This is a genomic window from Alteromonas sp. WD8-37 (assembly GCF_055326825.1).
This window is the reverse complement of sequence record NZ_JBUZOV010000002.1, coordinates 629,435-647,196: the sequence shown is the minus strand read 5'-3', so window position 1 is coordinate 647,196 and position 17,762 is coordinate 629,435. Positions and strand designations below refer to the sequence as shown.

At 52.4% G+C, this 17,762-nt stretch carries 14 protein-coding genes and 2 tRNA genes; 11 read left to right on the top strand and 5 right to left on the bottom strand.

Annotated features, from left to right (window positions below):
- Positions 1–105 precede the first annotated feature (105 nt).
- Positions 106–2,532, top strand: coding sequence for a hypothetical protein (locus ACTUJZ_RS08315; protein WP_463635826.1), 2,427 nt, complete (start codon positions 106–108; stop codon positions 2,530–2,532).
- A 100-nt stretch (positions 2,533–2,632) separates the two neighbouring features.
- Here the strand turns inward: ACTUJZ_RS08315 and ACTUJZ_RS08310 are convergent, their stop codons facing one another.
- Positions 2,633–3,520 carry an amino acid ABC transporter substrate-binding protein gene (locus ACTUJZ_RS08310; RefSeq protein ID WP_463635825.1) on the bottom strand — a complete coding sequence of 296 codons (888 nt, stop codon included), beginning with the start codon at positions 3,518–3,520 and terminating at the stop codon, positions 2,633–2,635.
- A 23-nt stretch (positions 3,521–3,543) separates the two neighbouring features.
- Complete coding sequence (gene queE / locus ACTUJZ_RS08305; protein WP_463635941.1) at positions 3,544–4,218, bottom strand: 7-carboxy-7-deazaguanine synthase QueE; 675 nt, start codon at positions 4,216–4,218, stop codon at positions 3,544–3,546.
- A gap of 93 nt (positions 4,219–4,311) precedes the next feature.
- Between queE and queC the strand changes: the two genes are divergently transcribed.
- Positions 4,312–4,971 carry a 7-cyano-7-deazaguanine synthase QueC gene (queC, locus tag ACTUJZ_RS08300; RefSeq protein WP_463635824.1) on the top strand — a complete coding sequence of 220 codons (660 nt, stop codon included), beginning with the start codon at positions 4,312–4,314 and terminating at the stop codon, positions 4,969–4,971.
- Positions 4,972–5,049: 78 nt separating this feature from the next.
- Here the strand turns inward: queC and ACTUJZ_RS08295 are convergent, their stop codons facing one another.
- The 3 genes from ACTUJZ_RS08295 to ACTUJZ_RS08285 all read right to left on the bottom strand — a co-directional run bounded on the left by ACTUJZ_RS08295 (position 5,050) and on the right by ACTUJZ_RS08285 (position 9,549).
- A complete protein-coding gene (locus ACTUJZ_RS08295; protein WP_463635823.1) occupies positions 5,050–5,976 on the bottom strand; it encodes a LysR family transcriptional regulator in 927 nt (308 codons plus the stop codon).
- Positions 5,977–6,148: 172 nt separating this feature from the next.
- The gene (gene uvrB, locus ACTUJZ_RS08290) at positions 6,149–8,164 is read right to left on the bottom strand and encodes an excinuclease ABC subunit UvrB (protein WP_463635822.1); all 2,016 of its coding nucleotides are present in this window, start codon (positions 8,162–8,164) and stop codon (positions 6,149–6,151) included.
- Positions 8,161–9,549: an MATE family efflux transporter gene (locus tag ACTUJZ_RS08285; protein ID WP_463635821.1), complete on the bottom strand. Its 1,389-nt coding sequence runs from the start codon at positions 9,547–9,549 to the stop codon at positions 8,161–8,163. The genes uvrB and ACTUJZ_RS08285 overlap by 4 nt, the downstream gene beginning before the upstream one ends.
- Before the next feature lie 1,224 nt (positions 9,550–10,773).
- Here ACTUJZ_RS08285 and ACTUJZ_RS08280 point away from each other — a divergent pair.
- The 9 genes from ACTUJZ_RS08280 (at position 10,774) to nth (ending at position 17,750) form a co-directional block, all read left to right on the top strand.
- Positions 10,774–10,850, top strand: a tRNA-Asn gene (locus tag ACTUJZ_RS08280).
- Between the two features lie 26 nt (positions 10,851–10,876).
- Positions 10,877–10,953, top strand: a tRNA-Asn gene (locus ACTUJZ_RS08275).
- 226 nt (positions 10,954–11,179) lie between these two features.
- Positions 11,180–11,761, top strand: coding sequence for an electron transport complex subunit RsxA (rsxA, locus tag ACTUJZ_RS08270; RefSeq protein WP_463635820.1), 582 nt, complete (start codon positions 11,180–11,182; stop codon positions 11,759–11,761).
- A complete protein-coding gene (gene rsxB / locus ACTUJZ_RS08265) occupies positions 11,761–12,333 on the top strand; it encodes an electron transport complex subunit RsxB (protein ID WP_463635819.1) in 573 nt (190 codons plus the stop codon). Before rsxA ends, rsxB begins: the two co-directional genes overlap by 1 nt.
- Entirely contained in the window at positions 12,333–14,678 is a 2,346-nt protein-coding gene (rsxC, locus tag ACTUJZ_RS08260) for an electron transport complex subunit RsxC (protein WP_463635940.1), read from the top strand. Before rsxB ends, rsxC begins: the two co-directional genes overlap by 1 nt.
- Entirely contained in the window at positions 14,679–15,770 is a 1,092-nt protein-coding gene (rsxD, locus tag ACTUJZ_RS08255; protein ID WP_463635818.1) for an electron transport complex subunit RsxD, read from the top strand.
- Positions 15,770–16,411, top strand: coding sequence for an electron transport complex subunit RsxG (gene rsxG, locus ACTUJZ_RS08250; protein WP_463635817.1), 642 nt, complete (start codon positions 15,770–15,772; stop codon positions 16,409–16,411). The genes rsxD and rsxG overlap by 1 nt, the downstream gene beginning before the upstream one ends.
- 8 nt (positions 16,412–16,419) lie before the next feature.
- Positions 16,420–17,112, top strand: a complete 693-nt coding sequence (locus ACTUJZ_RS08245) for an electron transport complex subunit E (RefSeq protein WP_463635816.1) — start codon at positions 16,420–16,422, stop codon at positions 17,110–17,112.
- A 5-nt stretch (positions 17,113–17,117) separates the two neighbouring features.
- Positions 17,118–17,750, top strand: coding sequence for an endonuclease III (gene nth, locus ACTUJZ_RS08240; protein ID WP_463635815.1), 633 nt, complete (start codon positions 17,118–17,120; stop codon positions 17,748–17,750).
- The last annotated feature ends 12 nt before the right edge of the window (positions 17,751–17,762 follow it).

The following is a 17,762-nucleotide window of genomic DNA, read 5'->3' as shown; positions in this document are numbered from 1 at the left end:
AATGGTGATCCAAGGTGTGATCTTTTCTAATTTAGTGCTGATATAAACAGCAACATGACTATAAAAATCTGTTAATGTCATGCATTAGCATTAAAGGAAAGGATTATGAGGCTTAAACAAGCAACGCTCGCACTGGCAGTGGCGATGGCATGTTCGCATAGCGGCACTGTTCTCGCTCAGCCTGAGTTTTCAGCAAAAAGTGAATCTGTACTGTCAACCAATCTCACGGATGTGACTGAGGCCTTACAGTACAATACGGACATCATTTTACAGGATATCGCTTACCGCTTTGACACGGTCAAGCAAACCCCCTTCAGCACCACCTATTATTATGTGTCATCCAGCAACCAGAACCGTCTGATTCTGCGCCAGCAAGGCGGCAAGATTTCCGGAGTACTGGTGGATAATGGCGTGCAAAAAACGCTGTCATTAAGCGCTGAAGGTGCCACGCTGACCCAGTATAAAATGAATAAGCCGGGCATTGAGCCAGGCGTACCGGCGCCCAAACCGCTGGAAGCCGCGCCAGCCTGGCATCAGCTGCGCCCCACAGAGGCCCAACAAAGCCAGTCAGTGCAGGCCAGTGCTAACAGCATACCCAGCTCTGCCGGAGCGGCGTTCTTTATCTCTGCGGCATCTTATGTCGCGGCTGAAGAAGCAGCCACCCAAACCAGCGATGATGTGTCACCAGAATCCATCCTTGAACAGGACCTGGCAATTTTTAACAATGCTCTGGATGAAGCCGGCGTCGACAGCGGCCCGGTAGAAGTAGAGAACTATTATCTGATTGCCGATGATGAAGGTGGCTTTTGGGCGGCAAACGATGTAATGGCCAAAGCCGAGGTGGGTTCTGGTGAGGTGGACTTTGTCAGCACCATGCACTTAAGTGACTTTGTGCAAAACTTTGATAGTCGCGCCAACACCCGAGTGTTCATCAACGACGATTTTGAAAACGCCGATCAAAATCTGCGCTTCTTAAAAGAATCGCATGTACGCTATCTGCCGTTCAGTAACGATAAGCTGGCCCATGCATTTGGTCATAACCTGGGCATCAACCACGAACGCAGTTCGCTGGATGAAACTGTGCCCGGCGCTTTGCCTTATGCATTTTTAGACCCGGGCAATATCGCCACCATCATGGCATCTAACAATGATGCGGATGCACAGCGTGTGGCCTTTTTCTCGGATCCTACCGAGACCGTGGACGGGGTTACCATCGGCGTGGATGGCGGCAACGATGCTGCCGATAATGCCGAATTTTTGCGTAAAACCGCCGCGCTGTCCATGAATGGTGAAAACTACAAGAGTGATTCGATGCTGGATAAATCTGGCAGCGATTTGACCCTAAGCTGGACCCCATTACCGGGTGCGGTCAGCCAGTCATTATTTGGCTCTGACTATAATTGTAACCTGTATCGCTCTGATTTGGCGGCGTATTCGTTTAGTCAAAATAGTGCTTTGCAGTTATCTGCTACAGCCAATAGCGCCCCGATAGATCCAAACTCAAGTGCCTGTTTTATCGTGGTCAACTGGTTAGAACTGGATGGAAATACGCTGCCTGTAATCCGCGTAATGCAGGAATACCGTGGTGATGTAGGTTTTCATGTTGATAACCTGAATGTCTCGACCGTACCGGGCGAAACTACCACCGTCGATATCTATGTGGAAGATGAAAATACCAGTAACGATCAGATTGATTTATACCTCACTAAATTAAACGGTGCGGCCTTTACTGACCTGCCGTATGACGATGCCACCGATGTGAAAAATTTCTTATCGATGGAAGTCACCGGTAGCGGCAATGATCGCCAGATGGTGTTTACGGTTGACCCGGATTATCGCAAAGCCCTGAACTGGATTGCAGCGCTGGAAAACAGTGAAATCCTGCCGCAAATGATACGCATGTTTATCAATGTGCAAGGTACCAATGAGGCTTACTCACTAAGTCTGGATATGCGTGGTATGTTCAACGCGATCCCCCGCGCCCACGCTGGTACGCTGGTGGGTAAAGTGGGCAGCGAAGGCGCTACCGCCGCGGTGACCATCACTGACGAGATCGCCGAGCAGGATATCACGGTGACCTCTGAAACCAGTGCATTTAGCAGCTGGGATCCTGACTTTAGTGTCAGCACTGCCAACGGTGAAACCACGGTGACCGTATCCGCTCCGGCAGATATGTTTGACGATACAGATGCCGAATCCGCAATTGTTAAAGTCACTTTTGGTGACGCCAAACTGTACAAGCATTTAGGCTTTGTTGAAGCTCAGGCTGATACAAGCGGTGGCGGTTCAGACGGCGGCTCAGGCGGTGGCTCAGATGGTTCTGGCGGCTCGGGTGGTTCTGGCGGCGGTTCCGGTGGTTCTGGCGGCTCAGGTGGTGGCACTGGCGGCAGTTCCGGCGGTGGCACTAGCGGCGGCTCCGGCGGTGGCGACTCTGGCGGTGGCGACTCTGGCGGTGGCGGTTCTATCGGTGTACTAGGCCTGCTGTCACTGGGATTAGTCGGCTTACGCCGCAAGCTTAGCCTGAAACGCTAATTCATTGGCTTAATAACAAAAACCAGCAACCAAGGTTGCTGGTTTTTTTATGCCTGCCGGATACGTGCCAGCTGGTGCTATTTGAAGATGGTAGTCAGGGTTAATCGCGCTGCTGGCCAGCCGGGGTATACCATAATGCCTCATTGTCCAGCGGGGTAAACTCAGGTAGCGACGGATTTTTAAGTTTGAAGATAGTGCGCTGGTCGAGTTTCAACGCCTCAAATGTTTCCTGATAGGTAGACTCAAACAACGCATCAAACGAGCCATCGGCAATCGCCATCTCCAGCCCGGTTTGAATTAACCGGGCCAGCGTCGGATTGCCGCGATTGACAAAAAAATACATCGCACTTGGGTAATGCACACCCAGCCGGCGCTCCAACACAATATCGTTGGGGGTATTTTCATGTTGCAGTTCGTTGAGCACTTCCATTACCGAACGCGGAAAAAATTGCGCCTGACCGCGTTGCAGCACACCAAAGGCTTCCTCATAGTCAGGCACCGTAAACACATTAAAGCCGTTAGCCTGCAATATTTTGGTATCCGGCCACTCTTCCCCCTGCACCGGCGTTAACGCCTGCAGCTGTTCCTGGCGCGTGATATTGGCAAATTTGCTGCGCTGGTTGGGAGTGGTTAAAAAGACTCGCCAGCCAATCAGGCCTTTGGCAATGGGGATGCGAATGGGCAGCAAATCTTTTTCCCGCTGCTTATCGGTCATACTCCACACCACGTTGACTTCACGGTTTTCGCGCAGCCGGCGTAACGCTTTTCCCTGCAACAAGATCCGCTCTGAAGGCATCAGCTGATATTTAACCCCGGTTTTTTCAAGTGCCAGAGTCAGCAGCGCCACCGGGTACTCAGCGCGCAGATCGCCCTCGGTGATGGGCCGGGGGTACGTTAACGACCACAATGCAGACAGCGCCGGCGTACTCATCAGTAAGCTGGCGGCCAGCACGCCGAGGCGCAATAACGGTACAACGCGTGTGCTCATAGCGGGTGTCCTAGTGTTCGGGCTTACTCGATCCCGATGTATTTATGCGTTTGCAAAGATAACCGCCAGTTTCGCGCAATGCAGGTTTTAATTGCAAGCTCGGTGGCGCGCGGCTGCTGGCTAATAGGTTGCAAACAGATGTGCGCGGGCAGCTTGCCTTGCAGCCGGGCCAGCAAATCATCCAGCTCCGCAATGTGTTTTTCCATGGCTACCGGATGTTTGATTTCATCGGCTCGCTGTAACGCGCTGGTCAGTACTGGCATTCTGCCTTTCATATCGACCTTGGGCGAGACAGTGACCCAGCTGGCGGCATCGCAGCGCACCTCATAGGTGCCGCTGGTTTCAATCTGGGTGGAAAAGCCGTTATCGTGCAACAAGCGGGTGAAAGCAGTCAGGTCGTACATACACGGCTCGCCACCGGTGATCACCACATGCCGGGCGGTGTAGCCCTGCGCAGCAAACAACGCCAGAATATCCTGGCCGTCAGAATGAAAGAACGCTTCGCTTTCCTGCTGTTTGGTCAGTACCTTGTCCGCGGTGGTTAAAAACGCCTCGTCCAGGGTCCAGGTGTGTTTGGTATCACACCAGGGGCAGCCCACCGGGCAACCTTGCAGGCGAACAAATATGGATGGGACGCCGGTATGGAAGCCTTCGCCCTGAATGGTTTCGAACATCTCATTGATGCTTAGTTGTGTCAGGCTCAATTGCGCCCCCTTAAATTCATCATCTCTTGCAATTTTATCAAGATTCGTTGAAAGTTGCGGTCATAATTTTGCGCCAAGGTTTTTTTTATGTCTGAACAGGTTGTGGTCATCTATTCGGGTGGGATGGACTCTTACACCGTCCTTAATAAAGCAATGCAGGAAGGCAAGACGCCTCATGCGTTGTCGTTCAATTACGGACAACGCCACAAAAAAGAGCTCGATTATGCCGCGCGGGTGTGCCAGCGCTTAGGCATCGCGCACAAGGTCGTGGATATTTCGGCTATCAACAGCCTGGTGGGCGGCTCGGCGCTGACCAGCGATGTAGAGGTGCCGGAAGGCAACTATGATGAGCCCACCATGCAAACCACCGTGGTGCCAAACCGCAACATGATTTTATTGTCGCTGGCGGTAGGCTATGCCGTGTCATTAGAAGCCACCAAGGTTTATTATGGTGCCCATTCTGGCGACCATGCTATCTACCCGGACTGCCGCCCTGAGTTTGTCAAAAAGATGAATGATGTGTGCCAGATCGCCAATTACACGCCGGTGGAGATCATGACCCCCTACCTGGATGTGAGCAAAACCGCGATCTTGCAGGATGGTCTGGCCATGGGCCTGGACTACGCTGAAACCTGGACCTGTTATAACGGGCGTGAACAGGCATGTGGCAAATGCGGCGCCTGTCAGGAACGCTTGCAAGCGTTTGCTGAAAACAATGCCACCGACCCCCTGCCCTACGAACAATAAGCCGGCAGCTTGTTACCTTCATCCCAATACTAAAACGCCTGCATCAAGCAGGCGTTTTTTTGTTAGCAGGCTCCAGGTTTATTTCTGGCTTTCAGAGATAAAATAGCTCAGCTCTTTTATACAATGCCGCAGCACCGGGTTTAACCGGGTATTTTTGCCGTTCATCACAAACAGCTCATGCTCAAAGTTAAACATCGAACCCTGGGCAATGGGTACCAGACCCAGGCTAGCGCCCTGCTCTTTGGCAATAAAATCCGGCAACAAGGCGATGTATTCGCCGGTCATGATGGCTGACATCGCTGCATCGTACGAATCCGAAAAAGTCTGGATAGCCAGCCGGCGGTCATCTTCAATGTAATTGCCCGATGATAAGCCCGACAAACCAATGGCCGGAAAATCTTCGATTTTAACGTCGTCTGGCAGCGGCGTATCGCGATATTTAGCCAGTGGATGGGAGGGCGAGCAATACAGGCGGCCTTTACATTTGACCCCGATGGGGTGAAAGGTCACTGACTCCGGCTTGACCATGTCATAGGTCGACACCACCAAGTGGCATTCGCCGGATAGCGCTACGTGCTCCACTTCGTTATACAGACGGGTTTGAATATTCACATGAATATCATCAAACTTTTTCATGGTGCTTTTGACCGCCTTACTGATGGCCAGTTGCACAGACAACGGCAGCCCGGCCATCATCACCAACGTGATATGGCCGGAGTAATCATCGTGTAGTGATTTCAGGTTAAACACAAAATTGTCAAAAGCATTAAAGATGCGTTTAGTTTCCTGAAAAACCACCTCGCCTTCTTTGGTCATCTGAAAGCCGCCCCGGCCACGATGGCACAACACCAGGTCGAGACGTTCTTCTAATTTTTTGATCGCCGCGCTGATATTAGGGCGCTGCATACGAAGCACCGGTTCAGCCGCTGTAAATCCGTTACAGCTGGCCACTGCATAAAAAACGCGCAGCAGCTTGATATCCGACTCTTGTAAACGATTTAACATGAAGGCACCATCACTTATAGGTATAGTTATAGATACTCAAAAATCTATCATAGGCAACAGCGAAAGGGATTACAACGGGATTTTCAAAGTTTATTCAACTTGTCGGCAAAAAGACTTTCGAGCTTGCCGGTGAAAAGAGTATTTTCACCGATACGCAAGCCCGGGCCATGGCTCAAGAGACAGCTACAATTTGTTTACGTAATTGCTCAATATCATCGCGCAGCGAGGCGGCTTTTTCGAACTCCAACTCACGGGCATATTCGAACATTTGCTTTTCCAGCTCGGTGATTTTGGCCATGATATCTGTGGCACTGGCCGGACCGCTGGCTTTTTTCTTCTCGCTGACCTTGCGCATTTTGACCTTGCCACTGCCATCACTGCTGCCATCCCCGATATCCATGATGTCGGTAATGGGTTTGTTCAGGCGCTGTGGTGTCAGGCCATGCTCTTCATTATATGCCTGCTGTTTTTCCCGCCGGCGATTGGTTTCATCAATGGCTTTTTGCATCGACTTGGTGATGGTATCGCCATATAGGATGGCACGACCATTAATATGCCGGGCGGCCCGGCCAATGGTTTGGATCAGCGAGCGCTCAGCCCGCAAAAAGCCCTCTTTATCGGCATCCAGAATCGCCACCAGAGACACTTCCGGCATATCCAGGCCTTCCCGCAGCAGGTTGATCCCCACCAGCACATCAAATTTGCCCAGTCGCAGGTCGCGAATGATTTCCATGCGCTCCACAGTGTCGATATCCGAATGCAGATAGCGCACTTTCACGCCATGTTCATTCAGATATTCACTGAGATCTTCGGCCATGCGCTTAGTCAGCGTGGTGATCAGCACTCGCTCGTCCACTTTTACCCGGGCCTGGATCTCAGATAATACATCATCCACCTGAGTCGCCACCGGCCGGATCTCAATCTCCGGATCCAGCAGGCTGGTGGGTCGCACCACCTGTTCAACAATATCACCGCCACATTCTTCCATTTCATATTTGCCGGGGGTGGCCGACACATAAATGGTCTGCGGGCGGATCTGTTCAAATTCTTCAAATTTCAGCGGCCGGTTATCCAGCGCAGAGGGCAAGCGAAAGCCGTATTCCACCAGGGTTTCTTTACGCGAGCGGTCGCCTTTGTACATGGCGCCCACCTGGGAGACGGTCACGTGGGACTCATCGATAAACATCAAACCGTCAGCCGGAAAGTAATCCAGCAGGGTTGGTGGCGGCTCGCCCGGCGCCCGGCCGGACAGATAACGTGAGTAGTTTTCAATCCCCGAGCAGTAACCCAGCTCCAGCATCATTTCAATATCAAACTGGGTGCGCTGGGAAATGCGCTGCTCTTCCAACAGTTTATTGACCGACTTCAGCTGATCTTTACGCTCTTTGAGTTCCACCTTAATATTTTCGATGGCTTCTAAAATCTTTTCCCGCGGCGTTACATAATGGGTTTTCGGGAACACTGTTGCCCGCGCCACGGTTTTTTCCACCGCGCCGGTCAGGGGATCAAACAGACTGATTTTATCAATTTCTTCATCGAACAATTCCACCCGCACTGCTTGCTTTTCTGAGTCGGCAGGAAAAATATCAATCACATCGCCGCGGACCCGAAAATTGCCGCGCTCAAAGGCCAAATCATTACGGCTATACTGCAGCTCGGCCAGCCGGCGTAAGATATCGCGCTGATCCATAGTATCGCCCTGGCGTAAATGCAGCAGCATTTTCATGTAGGATTCAGGATCGCCCAGGCCATAAATGGCCGATACACTGGCCACAATCACTACATCGCGACGCTCCATCAATGCCTTGGTGGCGGATAACCGCATCTGCTCAATATGATCATTGATAGACGAATCTTTTTCTATAAAGGTGTCGGTGCTGGGCACATAGGCTTCAGGCTGGTAATAATCGTAATACGAAACAAAATATTCCACCGCGTTGTTGGGAAAGAACTCTTTCATCTCGCCATACAATTGCGCCGCCAAGGTTTTGTTATGCGCCAGGATCAAAGTGGGACGTTGTACCGAGGCAATCACATTGGCCATGGTAAAGGTTTTGCCCGACCCGGTGACCCCAAGCAGGGTTTGCCCGGCCAGTCCGCTGTCCAGGCCATCAATTAACGCCTCAATGGCTTTGGGCTGATCTCCGGCTGGCTGATAGTTGGATTTTAATTCGAACCCTCGACTCATAATGAACTGGTTTCCTCATGTGGCTCTGGAGCGGCGCGCTGTTTGTTCAACGCCTGTTTAAAGGCAAAGTACGAAATGGTGGCCATTAAGACATTGGCAATCACATTGCCCCAAAACAGGCCCGGGATCCCAAACAGCAGACTGCCGGCGTACGACACTGGTACGAACAGAACAAACAGACGGATGATACTGAGCACCAGCGCTGTCATCGGCTGATGCATCGCATTAAAGGAAGAATTGGTCAAAATGATCACGCCCTGTAAGCCGTAGCCCAATGGCACGATGGCTAAGAACAGCGTGATCAGTTCTGCCACTTCCTGTTCGTTGGCAAAAATGGCGGCGATCCAGTCTGACACGGCCCACAACACCAAATAGACTACCAGCTGCCATACCAATATAAATTTTAGTGTGACCTGGTACGCCTGTTCCACCCGGGTATGCAGATTGGCGCCCACATTTTGACTGATTAGTGGCGGCAGGGTCATCGACAGCGCCAGCACCACAATACTGGCAATGGACTCCAGCCGGTTGCCTACGCCCCAGGCCGCCACAGCTTCTGCACCATAGGTGGCCACTAAAGCGGTCATCACCGCCCCGGCGATGGGGGTCAGCATGTTAGCGCCGGCGGCTGGCAGCCCAATGCGTAATACATCCCGGGCGCTGTGCACAAACTCCGGCCAACTTAACCAGCGTGGCACCATTAACCCCCGGCGCACCGCCAATAGCCAGATGATCCAGCTGGCACCAAACACCCAGGCAATAAAGGTGGCCACCGCCGCGCCCTGGATCCCCATTGCCGGTACCGGTCCCAGACCGAAAATAAAAATTGGGTCCAGCGCGGCATTCAACGCGCCACCACTGGCCATGATAATACTGGGCGTACGGGTATCGCCACAGGCCCGCAGCACACTGTTGCCCACCATGGGCAGACTTAAAAAGACACTGGATAAATACCAGATGCCCATATAGTCATGGATATAAGGCATCAAGTGCTCGCTGGCATTTAACGCATAAAAAATTGGGTCGATCAGTATATAACCCAGCAACGCCAAACAGCCGACCAGCATCACCGACAGCATGAGCGAGCCGGTGGCGTGCAATTTGGCATCCTGAGTGGCCCCTGCGCCCTGTAGCTTGCCAATAATGGCAGAGGTGCCAATGCCCAGCCCGATGTTCAGGCTGATCACGGTGAAAGTCACCGGAAAGGTAAAGCTGATGGCAGCCAACTGGTCGGTGCCCAGCAAACTGACAAAAAAGGTATCGATTAAGCCAAAGCTCATCATCATCACCATGCCCACAATCATTGGGATGGTCATGCGCCGCAGGGTGTCGCCCACCGGGCCGCCGGTCAAATTTGCATTACGGTTTTTGGCGGGTTTACTCACATTACTCTCTATCGACTGGCAAAAGAGGCCTATTACACAGTACTCACGCTGCTTTTAAAACCGTCTTTTGGCTGGCTGCGGATATTTTCGCCCGGTGGACGAAGCCTGGTTGGTTTGTCGTTTGGCATTGAAACTCACACCGGTCCACCTTTTATGCTGTTTATAGTCAACTATTATCGGATGCTGACCCTGACAGCATGTTGGGATTGGTCAGGCAAGTTGCAAGCCGTCACAGGATTACAGTTTTGTTATCTGGCGTATTTGGTATCCGGCAGTGCGGCATTATAACTTCACGCACATCTTTTACGGGTTGTCGCAATTCCAACTGGTTGTATGTATATAACCTGCAGATAATATAAAAGCGTGGTTCCGACGACTTTTTAGCAATAATCAGCAAAACTGGCACAATGTTATTTTTTTGTCAGGCTGTTTACGAAGCTATCACCTCTTTCCTTAAGCACATGCAGAGTTGGCCCGAGTATCGCCGCTGTTAAGCAGGTCATGGACGCCTCTGCGGGCAGAATTACCTCCCCCTGCTCGCAGCCAGCATTGTTAGCTTTTTGTAAAAAAGCAGCCAAATCACAGTGAATTTTACTGTGCTCAACAATTGCCCGGTGAATTAACACACAAGCTAATTCTTGTCCAACAGATCTTGCACGGATCAAATTAAAGATCGCGAATTAAATCATAAGCAACTGATTTAAAATGAATTAAGTGAAAGCTTCGCTGCGATCATAGCTTCGGATGGTGCCGATGATCAGCGCCCAGCCGGGATTTTAATTCCACTATCAACATAGTTATCCACAGTTTTAGTGGATAACTGCGTAAAGACCAGTATTGGCGGGTAGTTTTGGCGGTTTTAGACCAAAGTATGTAAGTAAAGACTAACCGAATACATGCGGCTTCCACGTGACACTTTTATTGAATACTGTATATATTATCAGTTATAAAGACTTATTTAAGAGTGTTTTTGTTCATGACCCTGTACTTTAGTTATAACGAAGCATTTTCTATAAGCCGACAGTCTGCTTTTGAAAAAAATGCTTTATAGCCAATAGGCTTAATTTAATTGGCTTCTATGAGTTATTTTTTCACTGCCTTAGGTTTAAATTTGAGCTAAACAGCCCAAAAAAGCCACTTTTTGAGCAATCAGAAAAAAAGTTTAGGAAGTTTGTTGACAGCCGCACGGTAGGTCTTTAACATTCCGCTCCGTTGAAAAGCAGGTCCCCCTTAGCTCAGTTGGTTAGAGCGACGGACTGTTAATCCGCAGGTCCCCCGTTCGAGTCGGGGAGGGGGAGCCAACTTTTCACACAAAACAGATATCTGCTCCCCCTTAGCTCAGTTGGTTAGAGCGACGGACTGTTAATCCGCAGGTCCCCCGTTCGAGTCGGGGAGGGGGAGCCAATCTGTTCCTTGCTACTTCTTAATCTCTTCTAGATTTCTTTTACTTCCTCTTTTTCTTACAGTTTTTGATAATTCTCTGCAAACTGTACAATAACCTTAGCCTTATCAAGTTGTTAATCACTGCACAAACAGGGATAATAGCCGCGCAAATTTAGGGTGCTCCTATGCGCCTGGCATTATACCTCTATATGGCAATTTTTTTGACGCGGAGCGAATTGATAACGACATGACCGATTTTTTATTACTGCTCGTTGGCACCGTGCTGGTAAATAATTTTGTGCTGGTGAAGTTTCTAGGCCTGTGCCCGTTTATGGGCGTGTCGAGCAAACTGGAAACCGCTATCGGTATGTCTATGGCCACCACCTTTGTGCTGACCTTAGCGTCGGTGTCAAGCTATCTGGTAGAATCCTACATATTACAGCCGTTAGGTATTGGCTACCTGCGCACCTTATCCTTTATTCTGGTGATTGCAGTGGTGGTCCAGTTTACCGAAATGGTAGTGCATAAAACCAGCCCCACTCTGTATCGCCTGCTGGGCATCTTTTTACCCCTCATTACCACCAACTGTGCGGTGCTTGGGGTGGCCTTATTGAACCTGACCGAGCAACACAATTTTATGCAAAGCCTGATCTATGGCCTGGGCGCGGCGTTAGGTTTTTCTCTGGTACTGATTTTATTTGCCGCGATGCGTGAACGCCTGGCGGCGGCCGATGTACCAACGCCTTTTAAAGGTGCATCTATCGCCATGGTCACAGCCGGGCTGATGTCGCTGGCGTTCATGGGATTTAGCGGGCTGGTGAAAGTGTAATGGGTATGACAGCAGCATTATTAGCCATTGGCGTTCTGGCCTTAATTTTTGGCCTGGTGTTGGGCTATGCCAGCATTCGCTTTAAGGTGGAAGGCGATCCCCTGGTGGATCAAATTGATGAAATTTTGCCGCAGACCCAATGTGGTCAGTGCGGCTACCCTGGCTGCCGGCCTTACGCCGAGGCAATTGCCAACGGCGATGAGATCAATAAGTGCCCGCCGGGTGGTGAAGCTACGATCAAAAAGCTGGCAAATCTGATGGGGGTGGAAGCCAAACCGTTGGATGCAGCGCACGGCGCCGAGGATGAAAAAAAGGTGGCATTCATTCGTGAAGATGAATGTATCGGTTGCACCAAGTGCATCCAGGCGTGCCCGGTGGATGCGATCTTAGGCGCCGCCAAACAAATGCACACCGTGATCACCGAGGAATGCACCGGCTGCGATCTGTGTGTAGACCCCTGCCCGGTCGACTGCATCGATATGGTGCCGGTGAAGCCTACTACGTCATCCTGGACCTGGGATTTTGATAAATCGCCCAAGGGTGACATCCCGATTAAAATGGTGTCGTCATGATGTTCCCAGACTACACATCTATTGTTGAAAAACTGGACGCGGGTCAGTTATATGACTTTCCCGGGGGTGTTCACCCGGATGATCGCAAATCCCTGACCAGCGAATCTGCGATTGTCCGCCCGCCGCTGCCGCCTGAACTGGTGCTGCCGGTACGTCAGCATATTGGAACCGAAGGGCGTTTATGTGTAGCGGTGGGCGATACGGTTAAAAAAGGCCAGCCGTTGACCTCCAGTGCGCACCCCTTTGCCATTCCTGTGCATGCGCCGACCTCTGGTACGATTAAAACCATCGGCCCGCATGTCACCGCCCACCCCAGTGGCCTGACCGAGCAAGCCATTACTCTGGTGCCGGATGGCGATGATAGTTGGGGTGACCTGCACCCGTTAGCCGATTATCGCGACCAGCCAGTGGCCAAAGTGGTGGAAACCTTGTGCGATGCTGGCATTTCGGGCATGGGCGGCGCCGGATTCCCTACCCATATAAAAGCCGGCGGCAACAAAGATATTGAATTTATCATTATCAATGGCGCCGAGTGTGAGCCTTATATTACCGCTGATGACCGCTTAATGCGTGAGCATGCCTGGCAAATCCGCCAGGGCGTGGATGTGCTTTGCCATCTGGTTAATCCAGCGATGGTGATCGTGGCCATTGAAGATAATAAGCCCAAGGCACTGGAAGCGATGCAGATTGCCTGCCAGGAAAACCCGGATATTCGGGTGATGGCGGTGCCAACCAAATACCCGGCCGGCGGCGAAAAACAGCTGATCCAGGTGGTCACCGGGCGCGAGGTGCCGCGTGACGGCTTGCCCGCGGATGTTGGTATTTTGATGTTTAACGTGGGCACCTGCTATGCCATTGCCGATGCCATTTTTCATGGCAAACCGCTGATTGAGCGGGTAGTCACCGTGACCGGCCAGGCCGTGACCCGGCCGGGCAATGCTATGGCGCTACTGGGCACCCCGGTCAATCATTTATTAGGCTGGGCCGGCTATGACGGCAGCCGCCAGGCGACCCCGCAGGTTATCATGGGCGGGCCGATGATGGGCTTTACCCTCAATGATGCCGCGGTACCGGTAGTAAAAATCACTAACTGTCTGTTGGTGCCGGCCAAAGATGAGCTCACCGATGGCGATAACGAGCGCGCGTGTATTCGTTGTAGTGCCTGCGCCGATGCCTGCCCGGCGACCCTGTTGCCCCAGCAGCTGTACTGGCATGCCAAAGCCCAGGAATTTGATAAGACCGAAGAATACAATCTGTTTGATTGTATAGAATGCGGGGCCTGCGCCTATGTGTGCCCCAGCGAGATCCCGCTGGTGCATTATTATCGCCAGGCAAAATCCAGCATTCGCCAGCAGCGCGATGAAAAAGCCAAAGCCGAAAAAGCCAAAGAACGCTTCGAAGCCCGCAAGGCCCGGCTCGAGCGTGAAAAAATCGAACGCGAAGAAAAACACCGTAAAGCCAAAGAAGCGCGGGCGCAAAATGCCGCACCGGCGGCCAGCTCTAGCGGCTCAAAAGACAAAGTTGCGGCTGCCCTGGCCCGTGCTAAAGCCAAAAAAGCCCAGGCGGAATCGAGCACGGCGGCTGACAGTCAGGCTCCCGCCACTGACGCCAAATCCCGTGCGGCTGCAGCCGTAGCCCGCGCCAAAGCGAAAAAAGCAGCTCAGGCCAATGCCAGCGAACCGGCTACTCCAGATACCAATACGGAAAATAGTACTGAAACACAGCCTAATACGCCTGCCACTGATGCAAAATCACGGGCTGCCGCGGCTGTGGCCCGCGCCAAAGCCAAAAAAGCCGCCCGCGAACAGGAGTCAGCACAAACTGCTTCGTTTACGCCGGCATCTGATACTTCAGAAACATCCGAAGAGCCAGCAGACAGTGCAGCAACAGCTAAGCAACAACGTGTCGCCGCGGCGGTAGCCAAAGCCAAGGCGAAGAAAGCGGCTCGCGAACAGGAGCCAGCAGAGCAGTCAACAGAGGCAGCAGACACGCCTGAGGATAGCGCGGCCCCCAGTAAACAGCAGCGCATTGCCGCTGCAGTCGCCAAAGCCAAAGCCAAAAAAGCGGCCCGTGAACAAGAACCAGCGGAGCAGCCAACCGAGGCAGCAGACACGCCTGAGGATAGCGCGGCCACCAGTAAACAGCAGCGCATTGCCGCTGCAGTCGCCAAAGCCAAGGCCAAAAAAGCGGCCCGTGAACAAGCGCCCGAGGAACAGCAAACCGAGGCAGCAGATACGCCTGAGGATAGCGCGGCCTCCAGTAAACAGCAGCGCATTGCCGCTGCGGTAGCTAAAGCCAAGGCCAAAAAAGCGGCCCGTGAACAGCAAGATGAGAATAACAGCTAGATGAAATTAACCCTTTCCAGCTCCCCCCATCAGCGGGTCACCCGTACCACCAGCCAGGTCATGCGCCTGGTCATCTATGCCATGCTGCCTGCACTGGTAATGCAGGCGGTGATGTTCGGCTGGGGTGTGATCATTCAATCGGTACTGGCGGTGGCCACCGCACTGGCCACCGAAGCCGGCTTTCTGGCGCTGCGCAAAAAGCCGGTAGCCAAAGCCTTAAGCGATTACAGCGCAGTATTGACCGCATTGTTATTGGCGGTGAGCATTCCGCCTACGCTGCCCTGGTGGATGACAGTGATTGGGGCATTTTGCGCTATTGCCATTGCCAAGCAGCTCTACGGCGGGCTGGGGTTTAATATGTTTAATCCCGCTATGGTCGCCTATGTGATTTTGCTGATTTCTTACCCGGTCGCCATGACCATGTGGTTGCCGCCAGTCACCCTGATGCCGAGCGCCCCCGATTTTATTGATACCGCCATGCTGATTTTCACCGGCTATACGCAGGCTGGCTTTGATGTTACCCAGTTGCGCAGCCTGGCCGATGGAATGACCATGGCAACGCCATTGGATGCGGTGAAAACCGGCCTGGCTGAAGGGCAAACCTATTCTGAAGCGCTCCAGGCGCCAATCTTTAATGGCGGTTTTGCTGCCAGCCTGGCCGCGGGGTGGTCCTGGGTCGCACTGGCCTATCTGGCCGGTGGCCTGTATTTGCTCAAAGCCAAAGTAATCAACTGGCATATGCCGGGCTCAATGATTGCCAGCACCCTGGTGTTTGCAACCATCCTGCACCTGATAGACATGGATCAATTTGCCTCGCCGTTGTTCCATTTATTTAACGGCAGTTTGCTAATCGGTGCATTTTTTATCTGCACCGATCCGGTATCAGGCTCTACCACTGATCGCGGCCGGCTGATTTTTGGCGCGGCTATCGGTTTTTGGCTGGTGATTATTCGCACCTTTGGCGGTTACCCGGATGCGGTAGCCTTTGCTGTGATCATTATGAATATGGCAGTGCCGTTGATTGATTATTATACCCGCCCGCGCACCTACGGCCATGGCCCGAAAGCCAACACAAAACAGGAGCGCTCGTAATGTTACCGACTATCGGCAAAAATGGCGCGATGCTGGCAGTGTTTGCAGTTGTGACTACCGCGCTTATCAGCCTGACCTATGTGGGCACCCGGGATCGGATCGAAACCCAGCAGCGTACCCGCCTGCAGGCACTGCTGAATCAGATTGTGGCGCAGGATCGCTATACCAACGAACTGTACGCTGACTGCACCTTGATTGATGCCAATGCATTGGGCCCGGCTAAAGCCCATCGGGTTTATCGGGCACGGCGCGAAGGTGAGCCTACAGCGCTGGTGTTACAAACCACTGCGCCAAATGGCTATAGCGGCAACATTGAATTGGTCATGGGAGTGGATACCAGCATGACCGTGCTGGGCGTGCGCACGCTGGAGCATCAGGAAACCCCCGGGCTGGGCGATAAAATCGAGCTGGCGGTAAGCGACTGGATCTTGTCGTTTACCGGCAAAACCTATCAGCCATCCAATGCCAAAGCCTGGCAGGTTAAAAAAGATGGCGGCCAGTTTGATCAGTTTACCGGGGCCACTATTACCCCACGAGCGGTAGTGGGCGCTGTGCGCCGTACGCTGAGTTTTGTGCAGCAACATCAAAAGCAATTGTTTGACCGCCCGTCCAACTGCTATGCCGACAGCACGCAAACCTAGGAGTCAGCATGAGTGAATACAAAACCCTGACCGTCGAAGGCATGTGGAAAAACAACCCGGCGCTGGTGCAGTTGCTGGGGTTATGCCCGTTGTTGGCGGTAACCGCTACGGTGATTAATGGGCTGGGCCTGGGCTTGGCCACCCTGGCGGTGCTGGTCGGCTCTAATGTCACAGTGTCACTGGTGCGCAATATCGTGCGCAACGAAATCCGTATCCCGGTGTTTGTGATGGTGATCGCCGGCTTTGTGACCATCATCCAGCTGTTGATGAATGCCTTTACCTACGAGCTGTATCTGGCACTGGGGATCTTTATCCCACTGATTGTGACCAATTGCGCCATCATCGGCCGGGCCGAAGCCTTTGCCTCAAAAAATGCGCTGGCCCCGGCTGCCTTTGACGGTGTGATGATGGGCGCCGGCTTCACCATGGTGCTGGTTTTATTAGGCGGCATGCGCGAATTACTGGGCAATGGCACCCTGCTGGCTGGCGCAGACCGCTTATTTGGCCCGATAGCGAGTAACTGGACCATCACTGTTTTTGAGACAGAACAACCCTTCCTGCTAGCCATTTTACCGCCCGGCGCGTTTATTGGCATGGGGCTGCTGATTGCAGCTAAAAATGCCATCGACCAGCGTCTGCAAGCCAAACAGACTCAACAAAGCAAACAGGTCACCCGGATCCGGGTTACCGCTGAAAGCTAACGGTTATGAACAATACAAAACGCAAAGAAATTCTTACCCGGCTACGCGATGCCAACCCGCATCCCACCACCGAGCTGAACTTCTCCACCCCGTTTGAATTGCTGGTGGCAGTGACCTTGTCGGCGCAATCTACCGATGTGGGCGTGAATAAAGCCACCGACAAATTGTTTCCGGTGGCCAATACCCCGCAGGCCATTTTTGATCTGGGCGTGGATGGCCTGAAAAGCTATATCAAGACCATCGGCCTGTATAACTCCAAAGCCGAAAATGTGTATAAGATGTGCCGGATTTTGCTGGAGCAACACAACGGCCAGGTCCCCGAAAGTCGCGAAGCATTAGAAGCCCTGCCCGGTGTCGGCCGTAAAACTGCTAATGTGGTGCTGAACACCGCATTCGGCTGGCCCACCATTGCCGTGGATACTCACATTTACCGGGTAAGCAACCGTACCAAGTTTGCCATGGGCAAAACCGTGGAAAAGGTCGAAGAAAAGCTGCTTAAAGTGGTGCCGCGGGAATTTAAAGTGGATGTCCACCATTGGCTGATATTACACGGCCGCTACACCTGTATCGCCCGCAAGCCCCGTTGTGGTTCTTGTATTATTGAAGACTTGTGCGAGTTTAAGGAAAAAACAGAGTAAGTATTAGGCGGC

What these genes read in the sequence shown, in the direction of transcription:
- nth (WP_463635815.1), top strand. Translation starts at nt 17,118, where the DNA reads ATGAACAATACAAAACGCAAAGAAATTCTTACCCGGCTACGCGATGCC.
- rsxA (WP_463635820.1), top strand. Translation starts at nt 11,180, where the DNA reads ATGACCGATTTTTTATTACTGCTCGTTGGCACCGTGCTGGTAAATAAT.
- ACTUJZ_RS08310 (WP_463635825.1), bottom strand. Translation starts at nt 3,520, where the DNA reads ATGAGCACACGCGTTGTACCGTTATTGCGCCTCGGCGTGCTGGCCGCC.
- ACTUJZ_RS08245 (WP_463635816.1), top strand. Translation starts at nt 16,420, where the DNA reads ATGAGTGAATACAAAACCCTGACCGTCGAAGGCATGTGGAAAAACAAC.
- ACTUJZ_RS08315 (WP_463635826.1), top strand. Translation starts at nt 106, where the DNA reads ATGAGGCTTAAACAAGCAACGCTCGCACTGGCAGTGGCGATGGCATGT.
- rsxD (WP_463635818.1), top strand. Translation starts at nt 14,679, where the DNA reads ATGAAATTAACCCTTTCCAGCTCCCCCCATCAGCGGGTCACCCGTACC.
- uvrB (WP_463635822.1), bottom strand. Translation starts at nt 8,164, where the DNA reads ATGAGTCGAGGGTTCGAATTAAAATCCAACTATCAGCCAGCCGGAGAT.
- rsxC (WP_463635940.1), top strand. Translation starts at nt 12,333, where the DNA reads ATGTTCCCAGACTACACATCTATTGTTGAAAAACTGGACGCGGGTCAG.
- queC (WP_463635824.1), top strand. Translation starts at nt 4,312, where the DNA reads ATGTCTGAACAGGTTGTGGTCATCTATTCGGGTGGGATGGACTCTTAC.
- ACTUJZ_RS08295 (WP_463635823.1), bottom strand. Translation starts at nt 5,976, where the DNA reads ATGTTAAATCGTTTACAAGAGTCGGATATCAAGCTGCTGCGCGTTTTT.
- rsxB (WP_463635819.1), top strand. Translation starts at nt 11,761, where the DNA reads ATGGGTATGACAGCAGCATTATTAGCCATTGGCGTTCTGGCCTTAATT.
- rsxG (WP_463635817.1), top strand. Translation starts at nt 15,770, where the DNA reads ATGTTACCGACTATCGGCAAAAATGGCGCGATGCTGGCAGTGTTTGCA.